Genomic DNA, 25915 nt, shown 5'->3' with positions numbered 1-25915 from the left:
GTCTTTCATTCAACAAGCAATAATTTGTAGAGCGTTGAGTTATCTTTGACCATATCGGCCACAGTGTACTGATTCAGCTCATCAAGAAAATGTTCTACAGCAGTGTGCAGGACTTGTTTTAGCCGGCATGCGGGCGTGATATGACAAAAGTCGCTGGCGCAATTGACCAGCGAAAGCGGTTCCAGCTCGCGCACCACATCGCCAATGCGAATGGTTTCCGCGGGCTTACCCAGTTTTATTCCCCCGTTCTTTCCGCGAACGGCAGTCACCAGGCCAGCACGGCTCAACTGATTAATGATTTTCACCATGTGGTTGCGCGATACACCGTACACGTCGGTGACCTGCGAAATGTTGGTCATCTGATCTTCAGGCAACGACGCCATATAAATCAATGCTCTCAAACCATAATCAGTAAAACTCGTTAACTGCACACATACCTCTGGGTAGCTATTTACCCGGTCTTTCCACGTCAGCAATGACAACAGGGTGAAGATGATTGTTTATTATGACACTTTGATGATAAACCAGCCGCGAACTTTGCAGCTAATCATTTAGATAGTGGATGGTTTCTGGAAAGTACACAAGTGAAGGGATTCAGAAAAAAATAAACCGGGCAGTTTTGCCCGGTTATGACGTTTTTACGCAATCAGCTCAGGCTTTCAGGCGTCAAACGGGTCGCGCAGGATCATCGTTTCGCTACGATCCGGGCCTGTTGAAATGATATCCACCGGCACTTCAGTCAGTTCTTCGATACGCTTGATGTAGTTCAGCGCAGCCTGCGGCAATTTATCAACTTCTTTCACGCCAAAGGTGGTTTCGGTCCAGCCTGGCATGATTTCGTAGATTGGCTCGATACCTTCCCAGCCTTCTGCTGCCAGCGGCGTGGTGGTCATTTCGCGGCCATCAGGCATACGGTAACCGATACACAGCTTCACTTCTTTCAGACCGTCCAGCACGTCCAGTTTGGTCAGACAGAAACCAGACAGGGAGTTGATCTGCACAGAACGACGAACAGCCACGATGTCCAGCCAGCCGCAACGACGGCTACGACCGGTGGTCGCGCCAAACTCGTTACCTTGCTTACGCAGGAACTCGCCAGTTTCATCAAACAGTTCAGTCGGGAACGGACCTGCACCCACACGGGTGGAGTAGGCTTTGACGATGCCCAAAACGTAATCGACATAACGTGGACCAATACCCGAACCGGTAGCGACGCCGCCAGCCGTGGTGTTGGAAGACGTGACGTACGGATAAGTCCCGTGGTCGATGTCCAGAAGCGTACCTTGTGCGCCTTCGAACATGATCAGATCGCCACGCTTACGCGCGCCATCCAGCAGTTCAGACACATCAACGACCATGCCCGTCAGAATGTCGGCAATCGCCATGACATCATCCAGGGTTTTCTGGTAATCAACGGCGTCTACTTTGTAGTAGTTAACCAGCTGGAAGTTGTGGTATTCGATGATTTCTTTCAGCTTGATAGCGAAAGTTTCTTTGTTGAAGAGATCACCTACGCGCAGACCGCGACGGGCAACTTTATCTTCATAAGCCGGGCCAATGCCGCGACCGGTGGTGCCAATCGCTTTATCGCCACGCGCTTTTTCGCGCGCCATGTCGAGCGCGACATGATAAGGCAGGATCAGCGGGCAAGCTTCAGACAGTAACAGACGTTCGCGTACAGGGATGCCACGAGCTTCAAGTTCGCCCATTTCTTTCATTAAGGCGTCAGGAGCCAGAACAACACCGTTGCCGATGATGCTGGTCACGTTTTCACGCAAAATGCCAGACGGAATTAAATGAAGAACGGTTTTTTCACCGTTGATAACCAGAGTGTGACCGGCGTTGTGACCGCCCTGATAGCGCACAACATATTTAGCCCGTTCAGTAAGCAGGTCTACGACCTTGCCTTTCCCTTCATCACCCCATTGAGTGCCGAGTACGACGACGTTCTTACCCATCTCAAGAATCACCAGGTTGCTTAAAAAAGGATTCTAACATCTCATTCTGTGCTTTCCAGCACTTTTAGCACACGTTTGCGGGAAAAATTTTAATTGCGTGCTACGGGTCGCAGCGAGACGTGACACGCAGGATGTAACAAAACCTCACCCACCCAGACGACTACGCAACATGTAGTAAATTACGAAGCCGGCGACCACAAGACCCCCGCCAAAACGGCGTAAAACCGTGTCCGGAAGATTCGCCAGCGAGAGGATCATTTTTCTCCAGGTTTTTGGATAAAGCATCGGTCCCAGGCCTTCAAGCACCAAAACTAATGCCAGCGCCAGCCAGATTGTCGAATTCATGGTAAGTCAGTCTCATTGCATCCCTTCCAAAAAAGAGAAGGATTTCAGAAAAGACAAAAGGCCCCTCAGGGCCTTTTGGAAATTGCAGAAGCAATTATTTATTTTTTTCAGGTGACTTCATGAAGCGGAAGAAATCGCTGTCAGGGCTTAACACCATGACGTCGTTACCGCTCTTGAAGCTGGCCTCGTAAGCACGCAGGCTACGGATGAAGGCATAGAAGTCCGGATCCTGGCTGAACGCATCAGCAAACAGTTTCGCCGCTTCGGCATCCCCTTCACCCCGGGTGATACGGGCAGTACGCTCAGCTTCAGCCACTGTACGGGTTCTTTCGTAATCCGCAGCTGCCTGAATCTTAGTCGCTTCTTCTTTACCCTGAGAGATGTGACGCAATGCCACCGCATTACGCTCAGCGCGCATACGATCGTAAATGGCGCTGGACACTTCTTCCGGCAAGTTGATTTGTTTGAGACGCACATCCACCACTTCGATACCCAGTGCTGCCATGCTGTTCGGGTTCACCGCAGGCTGTTTGCCTTTGGTTTCCTGCTCAACACGTTTGGCTGCTGAGGCAATCGCATCATCGGCTTCGGTGGTCGCTTCAGGCTCATCGCCTGTGCTGCCGGTGTTCAGCGCATCACGCACGTCCAGGGTCAGGCGGCCACGGGAATCGGTCACGATGTCTTTCACATCCAGACGACCAATTTCAGAACGCAGACGGTCACTGAATTTACGTTTCAGCAGAATTTCTGCCTGAGACACATCACCACCGCCCGTTGCCAGGTAGTAGCGACTGAAATCACTGATACGCCATTTCAGGTAAGAATCGACGATTAAGTCTTTCTTCTCGCTGGTTACAAAGCGGTCAGCCTGGTTGTCCATGGTCTGGATACGCGCATCGAGCATTTTAATGGATTCCACGAATGGAACTTTAAAATGCAGACCCGGCGCATAGATCAGCGGTTTGTTATCGCCGTCACGCAGGACTTTACCGAAACGCAGCACGATACCGCGCTGACCTTCCTGAACCACAAACAGTGAAGCATAAAGCGCCACCAGCACCACAACGACGATAAGTAAAAATGACTTACGCATTGTTATTCTCTCCCTACACGAAGTGTATCGTCACGCTGTGCATTGGCACGGCGTTGGTCCATGACACTGCCAGACGAACGGGAACTGCTGTTATCGGCACTGCTTTTGCTGTTACTGCTGGTCAACCCCGGAACGGAAGGCAGTAAACCTGTGTCATCATTCTTGCTGGTGTCGTTGGCTGCGGCGTTATTTCCGCGCAGCATTTGATCCAGCGGCAGAACCATCAGGTTATTGCCTTTGTCACTCACCAGCACCTTACGGGTATGGCTGAGGACTTTTTCCATTGTTTCGATATACAGACGCTCGCGGGTAATTTCCGGCGCGGCTTTATATTCAGGCAACAGTTTGGAGAAACGGGCCACTTCACCCTGTGCTTCCAGAACGGTACGGTCTTTATAGGCTTTTGCATCTTCCAGTAAACGCTGGGCTTCACCGTTTGCCAGAGGCTGGATCTGGTTCGCATAAGCTTCTGCTTCACGAATAGATTGTTGCTCTCTTTCACGGGCGGCGATGGCGTTATCGAAGGATGCTTTCACTTCTTCCGGCGGACGCGCGGTCTGGAAGTTGACGTCCTGAATGGTGATACCCATTTTGTACGGACGAATGGTTTCTTCCAGTACACGTTGGGTATCGCTACGCACGGTGGTACGGCCTTCAGTCAGGATTTTGTCCATCGTGTATTTGCCGATAACGCCACGCAAGGCGCTGTCCGTTGCCTGGCTCAGGCTGTCGTCAGGATTAGCGACGCTGAACAGATAAGCTTCAGGATCCGTCACGCGGTACTGCACGTTCATTTCAACGCGCACGACGTTTTCATCAGAGGTCAGCATCACGCCAGACGCAGCCAGTTCACGTACCGATTCTACGTTCACTGCGCGCACATCATCGATGAAGGTCGGTTTCCAGTTCAGGCCCGGCTCAACCAGATGGCTGAACTTACCAAAACGGGTCACAACGCCACGCTCGGCTTCTTTAATGGTATAGAAACCAGTAGCTGCCCAGATCACCACCACCGCAGCGACTGCGATGCCGACAATCCGGCCGCCACTCATTCCATGACCGGAACCCGCTGGCGCGCCATTGTTGCTGTTATTGTTGTTGCCTGAACCTTTTCCACCGAAGCCCCCCAGTTTTTTGCTGAGCTTACGGAAGATATCATCCAGATCAGGTGGCCCCTGATTGCGGCCGCCTTTGTTGTCGTTATTCCCACCAGAATTTCCACCAGAGTTGCCGCTATTATTATTGCTGCTGCCCCAGGGGTCGCGGTCCTGTCCGTTATTACCGGGCTGATTCCACGCCATGTTATAGCTCCATTATTCTATGATTGGTGTTCTTCAGGCTAAATCAGTCAGGCTCTGGTTGCGGACATAGCTTTCCAGTTCCTGCTCTTGTTTGCAGAGGCGACGCCAGTCAACGATGGGCATTCGCACCATCAGACCAATACTGCCATCCTCTTCAATCCATTCTTTTTCAATGGCCTGAAGCTGGTAAAAACGGCTACGAAGTCGGCCTGCTTCCGGCGGTAAGCACAATTCATGCTGCGCGATTTCGCCAGAGAGTCGCTCCGTTAATGCCTGGAAAAGCAACGGAATACCTTCACCTGTCACGGCGGAAAGCCAAACCCTGACCGGCAAATTCTCCTCGTTGCGGTCGATACGCGGGACAAAATCGTCCAGCATATCTATTTTGTTCATCACTAACAGCGCAGGAATTTCATCTGCTTCGATCTCTGCCAGCACCGTATTCACCGCGTCAATATTTTCCTGAACACGGATGTCCGCTGCATCAATCACATGGAGTAACAGAGATGCCTGTCGGGTTTCCTGCAACGTTGCTTTAAAGGCCGCAACCAAATCATGGGGCAGGTGACGAATAAACCCTACGGTGTCCGCCAAAACCGTCTCCCCGACATCTGCCACCATAATACGGCGCAGCGTAGGATCCAGCGTAGCAAACAACTGATTGGCCACATAAACATCGGCCTGAGTAATACGGTTAAAGAGTGTGGATTTCCCGGCGTTGGTATACCCCACCAAAGACACCGTCGGAATATCCGCACGAACGCGTGAACGACGCCCCTGTTCACGCTGCTTAGCCACTTTTTCAAGACGGCTGAGGATCAAGGTGATTCTGTCCCGCAACAAACGGCGGTCAGTTTCGAGCTGGGTTTCACCCGGGCCACGCGCGCCAATGCCGCCGCCCTGTCGCTCAAGGTGTGTCCAGCCGCGAACCAGTCGGGTAGCAATGTGGCGTAATTGCGCCAGTTCTACTTGTAACTTACCTTCGTGTGTTCGGGCCCGCTGGGCAAAAATATCTAATATCAATCCGGTGCGGTCGACAACGCGACATTCGCATAAGGCTTCCAGGTTTCTTTCCTGGCCGGGAGACAAGGCGTGATCAAACAGGATGACAGAGGCGCCCGTTGCTTTGACGGCATCTGCGATTTCTTGGGCCTTTCCTTCACCGACAAAGTATTTTGGGTGCGGTGCCTTGCGGCTCCCGGTGACGACTTGCAACGCCTCTACACCTGCAGAAGATACCAGCGATTCAAATTCGCTCAGGTCTTCCGTGTCTTTGTCTTGCGAGAAATAGATATGAACCAGTACGGCCTGCTCACCGGCTTCATAACGGTCAAACAAGCTTGCGACCTCTCATTTGGGAAAAATTCGCCAGCCGGGGGTGCATAAGCATAATCGGAATACTTATGAACCCCTTCGTGGTTGACCAACGCTGCGCTTTATTCAGCGTCATCGTTTTCCTGCTGCGGCTGTTGCGCAGACGGAGTGCTACCATGGTGATAATTGTTGGTGCTGCCCGTACCTGGATTATTGCTATGGTGAGACACCGGGCGGGAAGGCACTACGGTGGAGATAGCGTGTTTATACACCATCTGGCTAACCGTATTTTTTAACAGAATGACAAACTGGTCAAAAGACTCAATCTGGCCTTGCAGCTTAATACCATTCACCAAGTAAATAGAAACCGGAACACGTTCACGACGCAATGCGTTCAGGAACGGATCTTGCAAAGATTGCCCCTTAGCCATTCTATCTTTTCCTTATTAGTTTGTTGTTTGTAACTTTGAGCCTATCGGCTCGAAAATAAATCACATAAAAAATTTGCGCGCTGAGTACTCATCAATTGTACACAATCACCCAACCTATGCACTAACAACCTGAATTACACGGTTTAAGGCCTCTTCTGGCTTCTCAGAATCGAGCCATTCGACACCCTCCCAACCCCGCAACCAGGTCATCTGACGTTTGGCCAGCTGTCGTGTCGCGCAAACACCACGATAAACCATTTCATCGTAATCGAATTCACCAGATAAATATGACCACATCTGGCGATAACCCACACAACGAATGGAAGGCAAATCCGTGTGCAAATCGCCGCGAGCTATCAGCGTTCTGACTTCGTCTTCAAAACCATTGGACAACATCTGACTAAAACGTTCCTCGATCCGCGTATGTAATAATTCACGGCGGGTCGGCGCAATCGCAAACTGATATACGCGATAGGGTAATGTTTCACCCGAAATTTTAGTCAGTTCCGTTAAAGTTTTACCCGAAATAAAAAAAACTTCCAGTGCTCTGGACAGTCTCTGTGGATCATTCGGATGAATTCGCATAGCCGAGACCGGATCGATATCGCGCAACTGATCGTGTAACGCCTCCCAACCCTGCTCTGCAGCCTGCTTTTCGATACGTTCGCGCACTGCGGGATCTGCCGGAGGTAACGGTGAAAGACCTTCGAGCAATGCCTTGAAATAAAGCATAGTCCCCCCTACCAATAACGGGATCTTATTGCGCGAGGTTATTTCCGCCATTTCGCGTAAAGCATCTTTCCGGAAGTCTGCGGCCGAATACGCCACCGTCGGGTCAAGAATATCGATCAACCGGTGCGGGGCGTCAGCCAGTTCTTCTGCTGTCGGTTTCGCTGTACCGATATCCATCCCGCGATAGATCAGGGCGGAATCGACGCTGATCAGCTCCACAGGCAGGTGCTTCATCAGCGACATCGCCAGTGCCGTTTTGCCGGATGCGGTCGGCCCCATAATAAAGATCGCCGGGGGAAGCGCGTTTTTTTCAGAGTCAGTCATGCTTAAAAGCCGCCAGCGCGGGCTGTAAATCAAGAGGTTGCAGAAGTCCGGACGGGGGCGATTTCACCAAGTGCGGGCAAAGACGCTCAACATCCGTGAGTAATTGTATGGCTTGTGAAATCGTCCAGACCTCGTGCTCGCAGCCGCAGTGGCGGGCAAACCACATAGCTACCGCATCAGAAGTCACCTCCTGCTGAACAGCAAGGTAACCTAACAGATCAGGTATCAACTTTTGTAAATTTTGTTGGCGTAATGGTAAAGGTACCGCGCGAACCGTCACACGCTGTGACTCGCTGAGCATTTCTAAACCAAAATGCTGCAATAACGCCTGATGGCGCGTCAGGACGGCGATCTCTTCTTTATTCATTGTCAGTTTCAGCGGAATGAGCAACGGCTGCGGCCGCAACCCGTCTTCCGGCGGCGTCAGTTGCGCCCATTTCAGCCAGCGGTCGGCCACCGGCAATGACAACAACACCAGCTGTTTGCCACGCTCAAGCAACGCATATTCCGCTGAACACACCGTCAGTACCCGGCCAAAACTTTGGCTGTGGGATTCCAGCGCCGGTTCAGTCAGTGTACGGGCCACAGAAACGGCAGGCTTAGCGGGCTGTGCCACGGCGGGCGCCGGTTCCTGCAAGGAAAATGACTCCGGCGCAGATTGCAGTAAACGGCCATACGCCTTGCTTTCAGAAGGATTGTACGCCGGTTCGTTGCTGCGAAAAGCAGGCTCACGCGGCTGACTGGCCCGTGCGGTTTCCGGAAACACGTTTTCGCGGGATGGCGGTGCTTTTCTTTCTGCCGGTTGCGAGAAATGATTTCCGCCCGCAGCCTGCCGGTTTTCCTGCTGCCAGCGCGGCGTATCTTCCTGAAGCTGTGGCTCATCCAGAACGGGCGCGCCCGCCTGCTGCAATACCGACATCACCGCCTGGTAAATAAAATCATGCACCAGCCGCGACTGATGGAAACGCACTTCGTGTTTGGCCGGATGCACATTGACATCCACCTGATGCGGATCGACATCCAGATACAGCACATACGCGGGCTGCTGATCGTCTTTGAGCTGATCCTGATACGCCTGGCGGATCGCATGATTAATCAGGCGATCTTTCATCATGCGGTTGTTCACATAGCAATACTGCATATCCGTCAGGCTGCGCGAACCTGCCGGATCGGCCACCCAGCCACGGATGCCCAGATCGCCGTGACTCCATTCCACTTCCAGCGCGTGCTCGACAAACGTCGGGCTGCAAATACTGGCCAGACGGCGGGAAGACTGCGACGGGTCTTTCACCGCACGATACTGGCGGATAAGCTTGCCGTTGTGGCTGAGATTGACGGACACGTCAAAGCGCGCCAGCGCAATCCGCCGGACGACTTCGTCGATATGGGTGAATTCGGTTTTTTCGGTGCGCATGAATTTGCGGCGGGCGGGCGTGTTGTAGAACAAATCCAGCACTTCCACGGTCGAGCCTTGCGGGTGCGCCGCCGGTTTGACCGTCACCGCCATGTCGCGCCCTTCGGCGTACGCCTGCCAGGCTTCATTCTGTTCTGCGGTGCGCGAGGTCAGGATCAGACGCGAGACGGAACTGATACTCGCCAGCGCTTCACCACGAAAACCGAGGCTGAGGATAGCTTCCAGATCATCAAGACAGGTGATTTTGCTGGTCGCATGTCGCGCCAGTGCCAGTGCCAGATCGTCTTTGCCAATGCCACAACCATTATCGCGAATACGGATAAGCTTGGCACCGCCGCGATCGATATCAATATCAATGCGCGTTGCGCCCGCATCAAGGCTGTTTTCCACCAGTTCCTTCACCACGGAAGCCGGTCTTTCGACAACTTCGCCCGCTGCTATCTGGTTAGCAAGTTGCGGCGGCAGTACCTTGATCGGCATAGCGGCTCCTGTGGCAGACGGTCAGTGACCGCCTTTATGACTGTGGAATAGTTAAGGTTTGGCCGAGCTGTACCTCGCCAGACTTCATGTGATTGGCAGTTTTGATGTCATTCATGCTGACACCGTATTTGCTGGCGATCGCCGACAGTGTATCGCCGCGCTTCACGGTATGTTTCGCCGCTTTCTTCGCCGCTCTTGCCGTGGAAGACGAAGCCGACACGGTTGAAGATGTGCGGCTGCCCGCAGGCACTTTCAATCGCTGGCCTACCCAGACGCCATCTTTTTTCAGTTTATTGAGGTCACGCAATGCGCCGGTCGTCGTGCCATAACTGGCCGCGATCCCGGTCAGGGTTTCGCCACGCGTCACTTTATGGATTTGCGTGGCCCCGGCTGACGCGGCGGTCGCTTCAATCGGGCCGGGCTGGTTCACCGAAGAACTACCCGATGCGCTACTTTCTGCCGCCGCTGCTGATGAGGCCAGCAGCGGACGGTTTTCGACCTTTGGGCCGTTTTGTAACGGATGCGACTGGAAATAATTACGCAGGCCGATATGGATGGCTCGCGCAATTTTATCCTGGTACGCGCTGCTGCCCAGCAGTCGCTCCTCGGTTGAGTTACTGATAAAGCCGGTTTCCACCAGCAGGGAAGGAATATCCGGTGAGCGTAATACGCCTAAACTGGCGTGCTCCGGTTTCGCTTTGTGTAAAGAGCCTACGCTGCGAAGTTCACGCAGCACGCGGGTCGCCACGTCATAACCGACGCGCTGCGAATGGCCGAACTGCAAATCCAGCACCGCCTGACTCAGGTACGGATCCGACGCGGTATTTGCCAGCACATCGCCTGCGCCGCCAAGCAGTTCAGATTGCTTTTCGTGTTGCTCCAGCCAGTTACCCATTTCGCTGTTCGCACGGCGATTCGACAACACCCACACCGACGCACCACGGGCACTGCGGCTTGGCGCAGCATCCGCGTGAATGGAAACCAGCACGTTGGCGTTTTTCTTACGCGCCACGTCCGAGCGGCCCATTACCGAAATAAAGTAATCGCCGTCGCGGGTCAGCACCGGTTTAAACATCGGGTCAGCATCCAGAATCGCCTGTAATTTACGGGCGATGGCAATGGTGACATTTTTTTCTTTCAGACCGCCGCCGCCGATAGCGCCCGGATCCTGACCGCCGTGTCCGGCATCAATGGCGACAATGATTTTGCTGTCACTGACCGAGACGGTTGAGGAGCGCGAGTTATCCGCTGACACCGTCGTGGAAACCACTTTGGTCTGGTCATTGGTGAACGGGTTTGATTTCGCGGCAGGCGTGACGGTTCGGGTCGCATTTGGCGACGGGGTGCGGGTCGCGGCAGACACCGGGGCGCTCTGACGTGCCGGTGCCGACGCATTCATGGTCAGCACCACCGTGTACTGGCTGCCGTCTTTTTGTTTGGTGGCGTTGGTTCTGACTTTCTGATTCAGTTCAAACACCAGACGCTGACTCTGCGCATTAGGCGGTGTACTGGCCCGCACACGCGTCACCAGATTCTGACCGTTAAAATTCAGCGGCAGTCCTTTCATCACGCCGTCCTGGCGGATATCCATCACCACGCGTTCAGGATTATGCAGCGGGAAAAACGAGTAATCCGGCGAGCCATCAAAGGTAATCGTGACCGTCGACTGCGTCTGGCCGTTTGAGACGTTGATGTTTTTCATACCCGCCGCAGACACCGGCGAGACCAGCACGGCAAACAACATCAGCGTCGATAACAGTATCGCCGCTGAGGTAAAGAGAGTGGTGAAACGTGAGTTCATCGCGTGATCATCCTTGCTGTTGAACACGATGCAGCAAATTTAAGCCAGATTCAGACACCGCCACCAGCGTCGCGGTGCGTCCGGTCGGGGTATAATCCAGCGTCAGTTCAATATCCGGTTCCGGCAATACGCCTGCCCCCTGCTGCGGCCATTCCACCAGACAGATGGCGTCCTGTGCGAAATAATCGCGGATCCCCATAAATTCCAGTTCTTCCGGATCAGCAAGGCGATATAAATCAAAATGATAGACGGCAATCTTTTCCAGCTGATACGGCTCCACCAGCGTGTAGGTCGGGCTTTTCACATTGCCCTGATGACCTAATGCCTGAAGAAATCCCCGGCTAAAGGTTGTTTTACCGGCTCCCAGATCGCCATAGAGATGGATAACCGCTGAGCCTTCGCAGGCTTTCGCCAGAGAAGCACCTAATTGCAGCGTTGCCGCTTCGTCGGGTAAAGAGATATTAAGTTGATTCATTCAGTGATATCTATTTCTTCAGGTCTGGATTAACTAACGGGGCAATCACCGCTAAAAGATCAGTCGCCAGCATACCGCGCGTTCCCTGCCGGAGGGCGATTTCGTCCGCGGCAGCGCCATGGACTACTGAGCCCGCGCAGGCCGCATCATATACATCAAGTTTTTGAGCCAGCAATCCGCCGATAATACCAGAAAGCACGTCGCCCATCCCGCCGGATGCCATACCGGCATTACCGACATCGGCAATGGCCATCTTGCCACTTTCGCTGGCAATCAGACTGCCCGCGCCTTTCAGTACCACCACGCCGCCGTAACGTTCGGTGAGTTTCCTGGCTGAAAGTAAGCGGTCACTCTCAATATCCTTCACGCTGCAACCAAGTAAACGGGCGGCTTCTCCCGGATGTGGCGTCAGTACGCGATTTTGCCGTTTCCCGGGATTGATTGCCAGCAGGTTAAGCGCATCAGCGTCCCATAAGGCCGGTTTATCCCATTTTGCAGCGCGATCGACCGCCTGTTTACCCCATTCCTTCTGGCCTAAACCGGGGCCGATAACTAACACATCCGCCCATTCCAGCCCTTCATCAAGCGATTGGGCAGTCAGTTCCTGCACCATCAGCTCAGGTCTGGCGGTCAGTAACGGACCGGCATGTTCAATGTGAGTAAGTACTCGCACTAATCCGGCACCGGTACGCAGCGCAGATTCCGAGGCCATGCGGATCGCCCCGGCAAAGCCGGTATCGCCGCCGACCACCAGCAAACGACCCTGTTCACCTTTATGTGAGCAGGGACGGCGCGGGTGCAGCCATGTGCCTAACAGTGTCGCGTCCAGCCGCTGTAACAGCGCAATATGTCCGCCCAGCCAGCTTTCCAGCCCCAGCGCATCGCAGTGTAATTCACCGGTAAAATCCCGCGCCTGCCCGGTCAGCAGGCCGGGTTTCAGGGCGATAAAACTGATCGTCTGTGTGGCATGTACCGCCTGTCCGGCATTCTGACCGGTTTCTGCATCCAGCCCCGAAGGGATATCCAGAGAAATCACCGGTAAAGATGCCGAATTGATGGCGTCAATCAGCCGGTCGTAAGGGGCGCGCGGTGCAGAAGACAAGCCGGTGCCGAGCAAACCGTCGATAATCAGGTCAGCGTCCGGCGGCCATACTGAATCCGCTGAATTGATCGTGCCGCCGCTAGTGAGCCAGCTCCGCCGCGCAGATTGCGCTTCTTCCGGCAGCGGCTTACTGCCTTCCACGGCCAGCAGCGTCACGCGGATACCGGCGATTTTCGCTAACCTTGCCACCTCAAACCCGTCGCCACCGTTATTGCCGTGGCCGCACAGAATCAGCCAGTGGCGCGCGTGCGGAAACTGGCGCTGAGTCAGTAAAAAGGCGGCCTTCGCCGCACGTTGCATCAGGGTAAACAGAGAAATCCCTGTTTCCTGCGCCGCCTGACGTTCAGCCTGTCGCAGCCAGTCAGCAGAAAACACGGAATGTGGTAAACTCACCTCGTTTCGTTTTTCACGTTGGTTCGTCATGACACTCCCTCTCGATCTCGTTCAACTGGCTCAACATATCAAGCAATGGGGCCAATCGCTAGGCTTCCAGCAGGTTGGCATCTGCGATACAGACTTATCTGTTGAAGAGCCCAAACTCCAGGACTGGCTTGATAAACAATATCATGGCGAGATGGACTGGATGGCGCGCCACGGCATGTTACGTGCCCGCCCGCATGAACTTCTGCCCGGCACCTTACGGGTGATCAGCGTGCGCATGAACTATTTGCCCGCCAAAGCCGCGTTTGCCAAAACCCTGAACAACCCTCAACTCGGGTATGTCAGCCGTTATGCCCTCGGACGCGACTATCATAAAGTGCTGCGCCAGCGCCTGAAAAAACTGGGCGATATGATCCAGGCGCATTGCACGGAGCATGCGGACCAGACCGTGACGTTCCGCCCGTTTGTGGATTCCGCACCGGTGATGGAACGCCCGCTGGCGGCAAAAGCCGGTCTCGGCTGGGTTGGTAAACACTCACTTATTCTTAACCGTGAATCCGGTTCGTGGTTCTTTCTCGGCGAGCTGCTGATTGATTTGCCCCTGCCCGTCGATCAGCCGCAGGAAGAGAAATGCGGCAAATGTGTTGCCTGCATCACCACATGCCCGACCGGTGCCATTGTCGCGCCTTATACCGTCGATGCCCGGCGCTGCATTTCTTATCTGACCATCGAACTGGAAGGCGCAATACCCGAAGAATTCCGCCCGCTGATGGGCAACCGCATCTACGGCTGTGACGACTGTCAGCTGATCTGCCCCTGGAACCGGTATTCGCAACTGACGGATGAAGAAGATTTTAGCCCGCGCGCCGCGCTGCATGCGCCGGAACTGATTGCCTTATTCGGCTGGACGGAAGAAAAGTTTTTACGCATCACGGAAGGTTCGCCCATCCGACGTATCGGACATCTGCGCTGGTTGCGCAATATCGCGGTGGCGCTTGGCAACGCACCTTACGCCGAAGACGTGCTGAATGCCTTACAGTCACGCGAAGGGGAAAATGCGCTGCTGGATGAACATATCAGTTGGGCAATCGCGCAGCAGGTCGAAAGAAGGCAGGAACATCGTGTGGAAGTGCAAACTTCTCAGCAGAAACGGCTGATCCGGGCGGTGGAAAAAGGTTTGCCAAGGGATGCATAACCTTTCCTAAAAGACTGTGATCAGTCAGGCGATATTTTCTGTGCATAAAAATAAAAATGCTTTGGCAATCAATTGCAAAAAAAAGAGCAAGTGATCGTCATAACGTTTCGTTATAAATTCATTTTTATTGAAATCAATAAGTTAAAATTTGGCAATATGGGCAGCGCAAAAAACAGACAGTGTAAAAAAACAACGAAAGCTGTGGATAAGTCTGTTTAAAAAGTTACTACAAATCGTGTAACGATTAGCGCATTCACGCACGAAATATGCATGCTGAAAGCATAAAGAAAGGGTTTTGAACTGAAGAAGAAAATTGGAGCGGGAAACGAGACTCGAACTCGCGACCCCGACCTTGGCAAGGTCGTGCTCTACCAACTGAGCTATTCCCGCATTGAGAGGTCTGGCATTTGCTGTACCGTCATAAAAATGTACAGACTTTACATTTTGGAGCGGGAAACGAGACTCGAACTCGCGACCCCGACCTTGGCAAGGTCGTGCTCTACCAACTGAGCTATTCCCGCGTCGCATGGCACTGCATTTTTACGTCTTAAATCTTTAAATCTAACCACTTAAAAATTTGGAGCGGGAAACGAGACTCGAACTCGCGACCCCGACCTTGGCAAGGTCGTGCTCTACCAACTGAGCTATTCCCGCTCTGCGCACTCAACGAAATTCTTCATCGGTACGGGGTGCGCATTATACGAGAAATCCTTTTTGCCGCAAGCCCCTGAAAGCAAAAAAATGAATTTTTCGTTCAAGTGCCGATTAAACCATCAAAGCGGTGAATTAATCAGCGAAACACAGTGATTTCATGTTCCGCGGCGTAATAAAAAAGATTTCAGGTATTTTATGAAAGCTTTAAAAAGCTTAAAGCTGAATGAAATGTTCGCGGTAATAGGCTAATTCGGCGACCGATTCACGGATATCATCCAGTGCCTGATGGGTATTTTGCTTTTTAAACCCGGCCAGCACTTCCGGTTTCCAGCGACGCGCCAGTTCTTTCAGTGTGCTGACGTCCAGATAACGGTAGTGGAAATAGGTTTCCAGCTCCGGCATGTACTTAAACAGGAAACGCCTGTCCTGCCCGACGCTGTTGCCGCAAATCGGTGATTTACCGGCGGGCACCCACTCGCGCAGGAACTCGATGGTTTTTTGCTGGGCGGCATTGTCATCAAACGGGCTGGCCTTGACGCGATCCACCAGACCGCTGCCGGTGTGCGTGCGCACATTCCAGTCATCCATCAGCGCCAGTTGTGCATCAGACTGATGTACCGCCATCACCGGCCCTTCGGCCAGAATGTTCAGATGCGCATCGGTCACCAGTGTCGCAATCTCAATAATACGGTCACGTTCAGGATCCAGACCGGTCATTTCCAGGTCGATCCAAATTAAGTTCGAGTCATTTGCAGCCATGATGTGTCCTGTTACAAAGTAGAGAGTTGACGGAGTTCTCCGTCATTCGGGCAATTACTATAAAATAGCTGGTATCATAGTCGTTTTGGTCGCACCGAGCGATTAAAGCCAGTTAAGTGAGGCGCAGTGACTAAGTCAAAACTGTCTAAAGGGCAACAACGTCGCGTTCAGACTAACCACCAGCGTCGTCTGACACAGACCGACAAACGGAAAGAGCTGGACGATTCTCTGCATGGCGAACCGCAGGACGGCGTCGTCATCAGCCGTTTCGGGATGCATGCGGACGTTGAAGCGGCCGACGGCAGCCAGCACCGTTGCAATATCCGCCGTACCATCCGTTCCCTGGTCACCGGAGACCGCGTCGTCTGGCGCGCCGGTGAAAATACCAGTGTGAAAGGCATCGTCGAGGCGGTTCACGAGCGCACGTCCGTGCTCACCCGCCCTGATTTCTATGATGGCGTGAAACCCATCGCGGCAAACATTGACCAGATTGTCATTGTTTCCGCCATTCTGCCGGAACTGTCGCTCAATATTATCGACCGTTATCTGGTGGCGTGTGAAACCGTTGAAGTTGAGCCGCTGATCGTGCTCAACAAAATCGATCTGCTTGATGACGAAGGCCGTAAATTCGTTCAGGGCATGATGGATATTTACCGCAATATCAATTACCGCGTGCTGGAAGTCTCCAGCCAGACCGGTGAAGGTATGCCAGCGTTTGAAACGGCGCTGACCGACCGCATCAGTATTTTCGCCGGTCAGTCCGGCGTCGGAAAATCGAGCCTGCTGAATGCCCTGCTGCCACCGGATGAAAAACAAATTCTGGTGAACGAGGTGTCTGACAACTCAGGTTTGGGTCAGCACACCACCACCGCAGCGCGTTTGTATCACTTCCAGCACGGCGGCGACGTTATCGATTCTCCGGGCGTGCGTGAGTTCGGTTTATGGCATCTGGCACCTGAGCAGATCACCCAGGGCTTTGTCGAATTCCGTCCTTTCCTTGGTTACTGCAAATTCCGTGACTGCAAACACGGCAATGATCCGGGCTGTGCCATCCGTGATGCGGTAGACCGTGGCGAGATTGCCGAAGAGCGTTTCGACAACTACCACCGCATTCTGGAAAGTATGGAAGACGTAAAAACGCGTAAAAACTTCGACACGCTGTAATGCTAATTAATTGAATTAACATGTTAATGGCAAAGGGGTGACGTTAACGGAAGTTGAACCGTTGATTTCACCCCGTTACAATCCCCCGCCATAAAACACTGTGTGACCCTGAACGTGATTCACGGGTTTCCTGAAAATGGCCGGTACGCCGGTCATTCATACCATCCAAGAGGTTTTCCCCGTGCTGGACAGTATCAAAATCAAACTTCAATACTTACTTCCTAAACAAGGACTGACCCGTCTGGCGGGCTGGGGCGCGGATAAACGTGCTGCCACGCTGACACACTGGGTGATCAAAGCTTTTGCGCGTTTTTATAACGTCGACATGAAAGAAGCACAAAATCCGGATCTCAAATCTTACGCCACGTTTAACGAATTCTTCGTGCGTCCGTTGCGTGATGGCGCACGTCCGGTGGTCAGCGGTTTAGATATGCTTTGCCTGCCTGCCGACGGCGCGGTCAGTCAGTTGGGGGCGATTACTGATGGCAAATTGTTCCAGGCCAAAGGCCATTTTTACAGTTTAGAAGCCCTGCTGGCGGGTAATTATCTGCTGGCAGAACAGTTTAAAGACGGCCAGTTTGCCACCGTTTATCTGGCACCGCGCGATTATCACCGCGTGCATATGCCGTGCGACGGCGTGCTGCGTGAAATGATTTATGTGCCGGGCGATTTGTTCTCCGTGAACCCGCTGACCGCCGCAAACGTGCCGAACCTGTTCGCCCGTAACGAACGTGTCATCTGCGTCTTTGATACTGAATTTGGCCCGATGGTGCAGATTCTGGTCGGTGCAACGATCGTCGGCAGCATCGAAACCGTCTGGGCAGGCTGCGTCACGCCGCCACGCGAAGGCATCATCAAACGCTGGACTTATCCGGCTGCCGGTGAAGAAGGCGTGATTGCGCTGGAAAAAGGACAGGAAATGGGCCGCTTCAAACTGGGTTCCACGGTCATTAACCTGTTTGCTGCCGGTCAGATCCGCTTTATGCCAAATCTAAGCAACGGTACCGTGACCCGCATGGGCGAACCGTTCGCCGAAGCGGTACGTGCTCCGGCAGCCGCGACGGCGGAACCTGTCGTCGCGGAAGTCCCCGCAACAGAATTACCTTCAGCGACAGAGACGCCTGCCGGTGTGGCCACGGCTGAACCCCAGGTCCCGAAAGACTATTAAGTTTGTCCTGACCTGACGAAAAGAACTGAGAAAAGGATGTGACCGAGTGCGCCTGATCCCCGCCCTGCTGATGAGTTTACTGCTGTCCCTGCCATTGATGGCGGGTGCTGCGCCGACTGAAGATCAGCTCAAACAGGAGCTGAAACAGGCGGAAGCCAACAAAGAAATGGCCAATCAGACGCAGGTGGTTGAGGCGCTGCAAAGCGCGCTTAACTGGCTGAATGAGGCCAGTGTGTCAGCCGGGCGCTCGGCGGAATATCAGAAGGTCATTGACGATTTCCCAAAACTGACGCAGGCCCTGCGTCAGGAACTGCAAAACCAGCCTGACAAACCGCCTGCGGTGGATGACAACATCCCGACCGCGCAGCTGGAGCAGCAAATTCTGCAGGTCAGCAGCCAGCAACTGGAAGAAACCCGCCAGCTGCGTCAGGAGCAGGATCGCTCACGCGACATCAGCGATTCACTGAGTCTTATCCCGCAACAGCAATCCGAAGCCCGTAACGCGCTTGGCGATATTGAGCAACGCATGCAGGCGGCATCCGCAGCGGCGACCTCTTCCCCGCTGGCTCAGGCACAGCTCAGTGCGCTTCAGGCTGAATCGGCGGCGCGCAAAGCGAAAGTGGATGAACTGGAGCTGGCTCAGCTTTCTGCCAATAACCGGCAGGAACTGTCGCGAATGCGCACCGATCTCTACAAAAAGCGCGCCGATTTTCTTGATCAGCAGTTACAGGCGTTACGCAACACACTGAATAACCAGCGCCAGCGCGAAGCCGAGCAGGCGCTGGAAAAAACCGAACTGTTAGCCGAGCAAAGTGGTGAATTGCCCCATTCGATCAGCCAGCAGTTACAGGCGAACCGCGAGTTGTCGCTGGCCCTCAATCAGCAGGCGCAGCGGATGGATCTGATTTCCTCCCAGCAGCGTCAGGCAGCGGCACAGACCCAGCAGGTTCGTCAGGCCATTAATACCATTCGTGAACAGGCCCAGTGGCTTGGCGCGTCTAATCTGTTAGGCGAAACGCTGCGGGCGCAGGTTGCCCGCCTGCCGGATATGCCAAAACCGCAACAGCTTGACCGTGACATGGGGCAGTTGCGTGTTCAGCGTCTGCACTATGAAGATCTGCTGGATAAGCAGGCGATTTACCGTCAGGCCCGGCAGGACGATGGCAAACCGCTGACGGCCGCACAGCAAAAAATTCTGGATGCCCAGTTGCGGACGCAGCGGGATTTACTCAATTCCCTGCTGTCGGGCTGTGATACCCAGATTCTGGAACTGACCAAACTGAAAGTGGCGAACAGCCAGCTGGTGGAAGCGTTGAATGACGTCCACGACGCCGCCCACCGTTATCTGTTCTGGGTGGCCGACGTCAGTGCCATCGGCTTCTCCTATCCGGTTCAGGTCGCTCATGACCTGAAACGTCTGGTTTCTCTGGATTCCCTCAGCCAGCTTGGTGGCGCATCCATGATGATGGTGACCAGCAAGGAAACGCTGCTGCCGTTGTTTGGCGCGCTGATTCTGGTGATCATCAGCATCAGTTCCCGCAAGCACTATTACGCCTTCCTGGAACGCGCCAGCAGTAAAGTCGGCAAAGTCACGCAGGACCATTTCTCGCTGACCATGCGCACCGTGTTCTGGTCGATTCTGGTGGCGATGCCGTTACCGGTGCTGTGGGCGGCGCTGGGCTTCGGGCTGCAAAGCGCGTGGCCGTATCCGATTGCGGTGGCGATAGGCGATGGCGTCACCGCGACCCTGCCGATCCTGTGGGCGTTTATGGTCAGCGCCGCGCTGGCACATCCGCAAGGGTTGTTTGTGGCGCATTTCGGCTGGCCGCAACGGGCGGTATCACGGGCATTGCGCTATTACGCGCTGTCAATCTGGGTGCTGGTGCCGTTAATTATGGCGCTGATTACCTTCGATAATCTGAATGACCGCGAGTTCTCCAACACGCTGGGGCGCTTGTGCTTTGTCCTGCTTTGTATGGTGGTGGCGCTGGTCACCAACAGTCTGAAACGTGCCGGGATCCCGCTGTATCACGATAAAAAAGGCAACAGCGAGAACGTCATCAACAAGGCGCTGTGGTGGATGCTGCTGGGCGCGCCGATCGTGGCCGCGATGGCTTCCCTGATGGGCTACCTCGCGACCTCACAGGCGCTGCTGGCCCGTCTGGAAACCTCCGTCGCCATCTGGTTCGTATTGCTGGTGATTTATCACATTATCCGCCGCTGGATGCTGATCCAGCGACGTCGTATCGCTTTCGAACGCGCCAAGCAGCGCCGGGCTGAAATGCTCAATCAGCGCGCACGCGGTGAGGAAGACGGCCATCAGGTGAGCACCAGCAATGAAGGCACGGTTGAGATTGAAGAACCGGTGGTCGATCTGGATGCCATTTCCGCGCAGTCGCTGCGACTGGTGCGTTCCCTGCTGACGTTGATCGCGCTGATCTCGGTGATCTTCCTGTGGTCTGAAATCCATTCGGCCTTCTCGTTCCTGGAAAATATTCATCTCTGGCAGGTGGCGTCCACGGTTCAGGGCGTGGAGAGCATGCAGCCGATCACGCTGGGATCGGTGTTGATCGCCATTCTGGTGCTGATAATCACCACGCAGCTGGTGCGTAATCTGCCCGCGCTGCTGGAACTGGCGCTGCTGCAACATCTGGACCTGACGCCGGGCACCGGTTATGCGGTGCTGACCGTGACCAAATACGTGTTGCTGCTGATTGGTGGCCTGACCGGATTCTCGCTGATCGGTATCGAATGGGCAAAACTGCAATGGCTGGTGGCGGCACTGGGTGTCGGTCTTGGCTTCGGGTTACAGGAGATTTTCGCCAACTTTATTTCCGGCCTGATCATCCTGTTTGAAAAACCGATCCGTATCGGCGACACCGTGACGATCCGCAACCTGACCGGCAGCATCACCCGGATCAACACACGCGCCACGACGATCGCCGACTGGGACCGCAAGGAGATCATCGTGCCGAACAAGGCCTTTATCACCGAGCAGTTCATCAACTGGTCGCTGTCGGATTCCGTGACCCGTGTGGTGCTGACCGTGCCTGCCCCGTCGGAAGCCAACAGTGAAGAGGTGACCGAAATCCTGCTCAGCGCCGCGCACCGCTGTTCGCTGGTGCTGGACATGCCTGCGCCGGAAGCTTATCTGGTGGATTTACAACAGGGTATTCAGATTTTCGAACTGCGTATGCACGCTGCTGAAATGGCGCACCGTATGCCGCTGCGCCATGAAATTCATCAGCTGATCCTGGCCGGATTCCGCGAGCACGGCATTACGCTGCCATTCCCGCCATTCCAGGTGCGGATGGAAACGCTGCACCGCGCGCAAAATGGCAATAATGCGACCTTTACCAGCAGCAGCAGCAGTGGTCGCAGCAGTAACAGTTCGCGCTCACCGGGCGATTTGTAAGAGTAGAGAGAACAGCAAAAGGGCAGACTCTTCTGCCCTTTTTTACGTCTCAGGATGACAGACTGAGTTTACAGATCGGCGATCAGCGCCGCTGCGGCTTTGCGATGCTGAGATATCAGCGAGCGGATATCCATTCCGACGATTTCGCCGTCGGTCACCCGCCATTTCCCGCCGACCATCACGCGATCGGCCTTTTCAGCGCCACACAGTAATAACGCAGCAATCGGGTCATGGCTGCCGCTGAAACGTAATTCATCGAGTTTAAACAGCGCCAGATCGGCCTGTTTGCCTGCCGCTATCTGCCCGATATCGTCGCGTCCGATAAGCTTCGCCGAGCCGCGTGTGGCCCAGCCCAGCACCCTTTCTGGCGTGACATATTCCGCACCGTATTTCAGACGTTGCAGATACAGCGCCTGCCGCGCTTCATACATCAGATTCGAGGCGTCATTTGAGGCCGAGCCGTCAACGCCCAGCCCGATCGGTACGCCCGCCGCTTCCAGATCCCGTGTCGGACACATGCCGGAAGCCAGCCGCATATTGGATACCGGACAATGACAGATACCGGTGCCCGCCGCGCCCAGACGCTGAATTTCGTCAGCGTTAAAATGGATGCCGTGCGCCAGCCATGTACGGTCGCTCAGCCAGCCGACACTTTCCAGATAATCAACGGTACGCAGACCAAACATGTTCAGGCAAAACTGTTCTTCATCCAGCGTTTCCGCCAGATGGGTATGCAGCCGGACATCTTCCCGCTGCGCCAGTTTCGCGCTCTCACGCATAATCTCAGTGGTGACCGAAAACGGCGAACACGGCGCCAGCGCAATCTGCATCCACGCGCCCTCACCGCGCTGATGATAGCGGTCAATCAGACGCTGACTGTCCTGCAAAATCACCTCGCCCGATTGCACTGTTTGCTCCGGCGGCAGACCGCCCTGTTCTTCACCAAGACTCATCGAGCCGCGCGTCAGCAGCGCACGCATGCCCAGCTCACGGACCACATCGACCTGCACATCAATGGCTTCTTCCATGCCCTGCGGGAAAAGATAATGATGGTCAGTGGTGGTGGTACAACCGGAAAGCAACAGTTCCGCCATCGCCACGCGGCTTGCCAGCCCCAGCGCCTCCGGCCCTAAACGCGCCCAGACGGGATAGAGTTTTTTCAGCCACGGGAATAACGGCACGTTGACCACGGGCGCCCAGGCCCGGGTCAGCGTCTGATAGAAATGGTGATGGGTATTGATCAGCCCCGGTAACAGCACAGATTCTGAGGCATCATAAATATGATCGACCGGCTGCGAAGGCTGCTGACCGGCGGCCAGCAACTCAGCTATCTTCTGCCCTTCAATGACGATGCCGCCACGGGCATCGAGTGAATTTGCGGTAAAAACCGCCAGCGGATTTTTTATCCACGTGCGTTGTTCTGACATATCTGACTTCCTTTTTAAGGTCAGTAAATTCAAAAAGTGAGTCAGCTCAGTTATGCCCTGTCTGCTGATCCAGGGGCGCAACGCGCGGGATTTCAGTGAACCTTTATCTCCTCTGTCACCACAGAGGTAATGCGCTCTGCCGGCATCAGTAAGTTGAGCAGGATAGCGATAACGCCGCCGCTGGTCACCGCATGGCCGAAGATATTGCCGACAATTGGCGGGAACTGGCTGAGCACGTCCGGTACGGCTTCAATGCCCAGACCGATGCCAAAGGCGATGGCGATAATCAGCATTTCGCGGCGTCCGACCGGCGACTGCGTCATGATGCGGATGCCCGCCGCGACCACGCTGCCAAACATCACCAGCGTTGCGCCACCCAGCACCGGCGCAGGGATTTGCTGCAACACTTCGCCGATAAACGGGAACAGCCCGAGCACTAACAATACCGCGCCGATATACATGCCGACAAAACGACTGGCGACGCCGGTCATCTGGATCACGCCGTTATTCTGCGCGAAGGTGGTGTTAGGGAATGATGAGAAGGCCGCCGCAATAATACAGCTGATGCCGTCCGCCAGGATCCCGCCTTTCAGGCGTTTGCGGAAGCTTTCGCCTTCAATCGGCTGCTGTGACAGCATGCAGTTAGCCGTCAGATCGCCCACGGCTTCCAGAATGCTGATAAACGACACCAGCGCGATCGGCACGAAGATGATCCAGTCGAATTTAAACCCGAAGCGGAACAGTTGCGGCAGGGCAAACCAGTCGCCCTGCAAGGGTTTCACTGTCAGATGGCCGGTCAGTGCCGCCGCGATACAGCCGGCAACAATCCCCAACACGATGGATGACAGACGCAGCCAGCGCACGTTGATACGGTTGCAGGCGACAATCACCAGCAGCGTCAGTGCGCCCAGCCCGAGGTTAGCCGGTGCGCCGAAATTCGCGGCACCGTGGCCGCCCGCCCAGTCGGTGATGCTGACTTTAATCAGGCTGATGCCAATCAGCGCGATCACAGTGCCGCTGACCAGCGGGGTGAACACGCGGCGCATCTGGCCGATAAACCGGCTGACCAGCAACGGAATAAAAGCGGCCACGAAGTTCACGCCAAAAATCATCGCCATGATGTCTTCCGGCGAGCCACCACGGCTTTTCACCAGCATACCGCCGGAGAGGATCACCCCCAGAAACGCAAAACTGGTGCCTTGCAGACAAATCATCCCCGCGCCCACCGACATAAACCGGCGCGCCTGAATGAATGTCCCGATGCCGGATGCCAGCAAAGACATGCTGATCAGATAAGGCAGATAGGCATTCAGCCCCAGCACCGAGCCGATAATCAGCGGCGGGGTGATGATGCCGACGACGCTCGCCAGCACATGCTGGATGGCGGTGAAGAATGCCGGTGCCGGTGCGATGCGCTCTTCCAGTCCATAAAGAAGTTCTTTGTCGTTGGATTCTGACATAACGGGTTTTCCGGATGATGAGTGATGATCCGGTAATGCATAAATCAGGCCAGCGGCAGGAAAATTTACGTTAAGGCACAGAAAATGCCCTGCGGATGCGGGCTGGAGGGAAACAGGGCAGCCTGAAACTTTAAAATCAGTGTTTCGCCATTTAGGTACTTTTGTTTCAGAAAAAGTGCATTTTTGGTTTCATTGCACACTATCAGGGCAAAAAAACAGGGGAGGGAGAAAAAACCCTGATCAGAAAATCAGGGCTTCGGTCAGATCAGGCGCGGGTCACCGGGAAGGCCAGCACATCACTCAGGCTGTCAGCGCCGAGGGCAATCATAATCAGGCGGTCAACACCCAGCGCCACACCGGAACACTCCGGCATACCGTGCGCTAAGGCATCCAGCAGATTATTATCGACAGGATGCTGCGGCAGGCCACGCGCCGTACGTTTGCGGTTATCCTGCTCGAATCGCTGACGCTGCTCGCGACTGTCTGTCAGTTCACGGAAACCGTTCGCCAGCTCAATGCCTTTGTAATACACCTCAAAACGCTCCGCCACACGGTGGTCTTCCGTGCTGATTTCTGCCAGAGCGGCCTGGGTCGCCGGGAAGTGATAAACGAACGTCGGTTTGTCGCGGCCAATGTGTGGCTCGACGCCCATGGTGAACAACAGCTGCAACAGCGTATCGCGGTCTTCTTCGGTATCGGCAATGTTGGATAAATCCAGTTTCGCCGCCGCTTCACGCAACTCGGTTTTATCGGCTGACAACGGATCCACGCCGAGATGGCGGGTAAACGCCTGCTGATAAGAGAGTGTTTCTGCGGTATCGCAGTCGAGAACCTGCTGGAGCAAATCATCCACTTCATTCATCAGACGGTACATGTCATAACGCGGACGGTACCATTCCAGCATGGTGAATTCGGGGTTGTGATGACGCCCGGCTTCTTCATTACGGAAGCTGCGTCCCATCTGATAAATCGGACCACTGCCCGCCGCCAGCAGACGTTTCATGTGATATTCCGGGCTGGTCATCAGATACAACGTCATGCCATCAGCCGCACCCGGTCCGACAAAACGTGTCTCAAACGGCACCAGATGAATGTCGGTCACCGTGGCCTGACTCATGGCTGGCGTTTCGACTTCCAGTACGCCGCGATCGGCAAAGAAACGTCGAATCTCAGCGAGAATAGCCGCACGCTTCAACAAATTGGCGATGGGAGCACTGGGTTGCCAGCTTGCTGTTTCGCTCATGGTGATTTACTCCGAATTCAGAAAAGTCATGCAGTCTACCTGCATCCCCGCAGGCAAACAAATATCTCATTTTGCAAAGCACAATGCAGAGAAAGCCTAAACCCGCGTTCACATCAAATTACCACTTCTACCCCTTTGGTATCATAATTCCCTTACAAACTATAAGAATATCAGCCGCCGGGACAGCGCCTGTATGTCATCGGGGTTCACTAACTCTTCGATTCTGAAGAGCTTTTCGCGGGTGTTTCAAACCCGATCTCATTGATGATAGTGGAGGAA

The 25915-nt window shown here is 54.4% G+C and carries 20 protein-coding genes and 3 tRNA genes; 4 read left to right on the top strand and 19 right to left on the bottom strand.

The annotated features are described in order from the left end of the window. Nucleotides 1–5 precede the first annotated feature (5 nt). From nsrR to nnr, 12 genes are all read right to left on the bottom strand, one after another. Nucleotides 6–431, bottom strand: coding sequence for a nitric oxide-sensing transcriptional repressor NsrR (nsrR, locus tag J9880_RS09945; RefSeq protein WP_095923695.1), 426 nt, complete (start codon nt 429–431; stop codon nt 6–8). Nucleotides 432–659: 228 nt separating this feature from the next. After that, on the bottom strand, nt 660–1958 hold the full coding sequence (locus tag J9880_RS09940; RefSeq protein ID WP_095923696.1) for an adenylosuccinate synthase: 1299 nt from the start codon (nt 1956–1958) through the stop codon (nt 660–662). A gap of 144 nt (nt 1959–2102) precedes the next feature. Beyond that, entirely contained in the window at nt 2103–2303 is a 201-nt protein-coding gene (locus tag J9880_RS09935; RefSeq protein ID WP_095923697.1) for a DUF2065 domain-containing protein, read from the bottom strand. Nucleotides 2304–2397: 94 nt separating this feature from the next. Further along, entirely contained in the window at nt 2398–3396 is a 999-nt protein-coding gene (hflC, locus tag J9880_RS09930) for a protease modulator HflC (RefSeq protein ID WP_095923698.1), read from the bottom strand. A 2-nt stretch (nt 3397–3398) separates the two neighbouring features. Beyond that, nucleotides 3399–4697, bottom strand: coding sequence for an FtsH protease activity modulator HflK (gene hflK, locus J9880_RS09925; RefSeq protein WP_095923699.1), 1299 nt, complete (start codon nt 4695–4697; stop codon nt 3399–3401). A gap of 33 nt (nt 4698–4730) precedes the next feature. Next, nucleotides 4731–6035 carry a ribosome rescue GTPase HflX gene (gene hflX / locus J9880_RS09920; protein ID WP_095923700.1) on the bottom strand — a complete coding sequence of 435 codons (1305 nt, stop codon included), beginning with the start codon at nt 6033–6035 and terminating at the stop codon, nt 4731–4733. 98 nt (nt 6036–6133) lie between these two features. Beyond that, nucleotides 6134–6442 (bottom strand): RNA chaperone Hfq, encoded by a 309-nt coding sequence (gene hfq, locus J9880_RS09915; RefSeq protein ID WP_095923701.1) that lies wholly within the window; start codon nt 6440–6442, stop codon nt 6134–6136. Between the two features lie 114 nt (nt 6443–6556). Continuing rightward, nucleotides 6557–7498 (bottom strand): tRNA (adenosine(37)-N6)-dimethylallyltransferase MiaA, encoded by a 942-nt coding sequence (gene miaA / locus J9880_RS09910; protein ID WP_095923702.1) that lies wholly within the window; start codon nt 7496–7498, stop codon nt 6557–6559. Continuing rightward, on the bottom strand, nt 7491–9392 hold the full coding sequence (gene mutL, locus J9880_RS09905) for a DNA mismatch repair endonuclease MutL (protein WP_119823425.1): 1902 nt from the start codon (nt 9390–9392) through the stop codon (nt 7491–7493). Before mutL ends, miaA begins: the two co-directional genes overlap by 8 nt. A gap of 34 nt (nt 9393–9426) precedes the next feature. Beyond that, nucleotides 9427–11193 carry an N-acetylmuramoyl-L-alanine amidase AmiB gene (gene amiB / locus J9880_RS09900; RefSeq protein ID WP_232770391.1) on the bottom strand — a complete coding sequence of 589 codons (1767 nt, stop codon included), beginning with the start codon at nt 11191–11193 and terminating at the stop codon, nt 9427–9429. 7 nt (nt 11194–11200) lie between these two features. After that, nucleotides 11201–11668, bottom strand: a complete 468-nt coding sequence (gene tsaE, locus J9880_RS09895; RefSeq protein WP_119823430.1) for a tRNA (adenosine(37)-N6)-threonylcarbamoyltransferase complex ATPase subunit type 1 TsaE — start codon at nt 11666–11668, stop codon at nt 11201–11203. A 10-nt stretch (nt 11669–11678) separates the two neighbouring features. After that, entirely contained in the window at nt 11679–13193 is a 1515-nt protein-coding gene (gene nnr / locus J9880_RS09890) for a bifunctional ADP-dependent NAD(P)H-hydrate dehydratase/NAD(P)H-hydrate epimerase (RefSeq protein WP_232770390.1), read from the bottom strand. Here nnr and queG point away from each other — a divergent pair. Next, on the top strand, nt 13192–14346 hold the full coding sequence (gene queG, locus J9880_RS09885; protein WP_119823434.1) for a tRNA epoxyqueuosine(34) reductase QueG: 1155 nt from the start codon (nt 13192–13194) through the stop codon (nt 14344–14346). The two genes, nnr and queG, sit on opposite strands and share 2 nt — an antisense overlap. A gap of 314 nt (nt 14347–14660) precedes the next feature. Here the strand turns inward: queG and J9880_RS09880 are convergent. From J9880_RS09880 to orn, 4 genes are all read right to left on the bottom strand, one after another. Next, a tRNA-Gly gene (locus J9880_RS09880) sits at nt 14661–14736 on the bottom strand. 55 nt (nt 14737–14791) lie between these two features. Continuing rightward, a tRNA-Gly gene (locus J9880_RS09875) sits at nt 14792–14867 on the bottom strand. A gap of 57 nt (nt 14868–14924) precedes the next feature. Then, a tRNA-Gly gene (locus tag J9880_RS09870) sits at nt 14925–15000 on the bottom strand. A 213-nt stretch (nt 15001–15213) separates the two neighbouring features. Then, complete coding sequence (orn, locus tag J9880_RS09865; RefSeq protein ID WP_095923708.1) at nt 15214–15759, bottom strand: oligoribonuclease; 546 nt, start codon at nt 15757–15759, stop codon at nt 15214–15216. Nucleotides 15760–15885: 126 nt separating this feature from the next. Between orn and rsgA the strand changes: the two genes are divergently transcribed. The 3 genes from rsgA (at nt 15886) to mscM (ending at nt 21506) form a co-directional block, all read left to right on the top strand. Then, the gene (gene rsgA, locus J9880_RS09860) at nt 15886–16923 is read left to right on the top strand and encodes a small ribosomal subunit biogenesis GTPase RsgA (protein WP_232770389.1); all 1038 of its coding nucleotides are present in this window, start codon (nt 15886–15888) and stop codon (nt 16921–16923) included. Between the two features lie 181 nt (nt 16924–17104). After that, nucleotides 17105–18091: an archaetidylserine decarboxylase gene (gene asd, locus J9880_RS09855; RefSeq protein ID WP_119823474.1), complete on the top strand. Its 987-nt coding sequence runs from the start codon at nt 17105–17107 to the stop codon at nt 18089–18091. 46 nt (nt 18092–18137) lie between these two features. Beyond that, entirely contained in the window at nt 18138–21506 is a 3369-nt protein-coding gene (gene mscM / locus J9880_RS09850) for a miniconductance mechanosensitive channel MscM (RefSeq protein ID WP_232770388.1), read from the top strand. A 68-nt stretch (nt 21507–21574) separates the two neighbouring features. On the opposite strand, the gene J9880_RS09845 is transcribed toward mscM, so the two are convergent. The 3 genes from J9880_RS09845 to epmA all read right to left on the bottom strand — a co-directional run bounded on the left by J9880_RS09845 (nt 21575) and on the right by epmA (nt 25636). Beyond that, nucleotides 21575–22933: an 8-oxoguanine deaminase gene (locus J9880_RS09845; RefSeq protein ID WP_232770387.1), complete on the bottom strand. Its 1359-nt coding sequence runs from the start codon at nt 22931–22933 to the stop codon at nt 21575–21577. Between the two features lie 92 nt (nt 22934–23025). Further along, nucleotides 23026–24393, bottom strand: coding sequence for a nucleobase:cation symporter-2 family protein (locus J9880_RS09840; RefSeq protein ID WP_232770386.1), 1368 nt, complete (start codon nt 24391–24393; stop codon nt 23026–23028). A 265-nt stretch (nt 24394–24658) separates the two neighbouring features. After that, entirely contained in the window at nt 24659–25636 is a 978-nt protein-coding gene (gene epmA / locus J9880_RS09835) for an elongation factor P--(R)-beta-lysine ligase (RefSeq protein WP_232770385.1), read from the bottom strand. Nucleotides 25637–25915 lie beyond the last annotated feature (279 nt).

Source organism: Rahnella victoriana (assembly GCF_021276285.1).
GTDB classification, from domain to species: domain Bacteria; phylum Pseudomonadota; class Gammaproteobacteria; order Enterobacterales; family Enterobacteriaceae; genus Rahnella; species Rahnella victoriana.
Note: the sequence above shows the minus strand (reverse complement) of the source record. Positions and strands in the feature narration are given on the sequence as shown.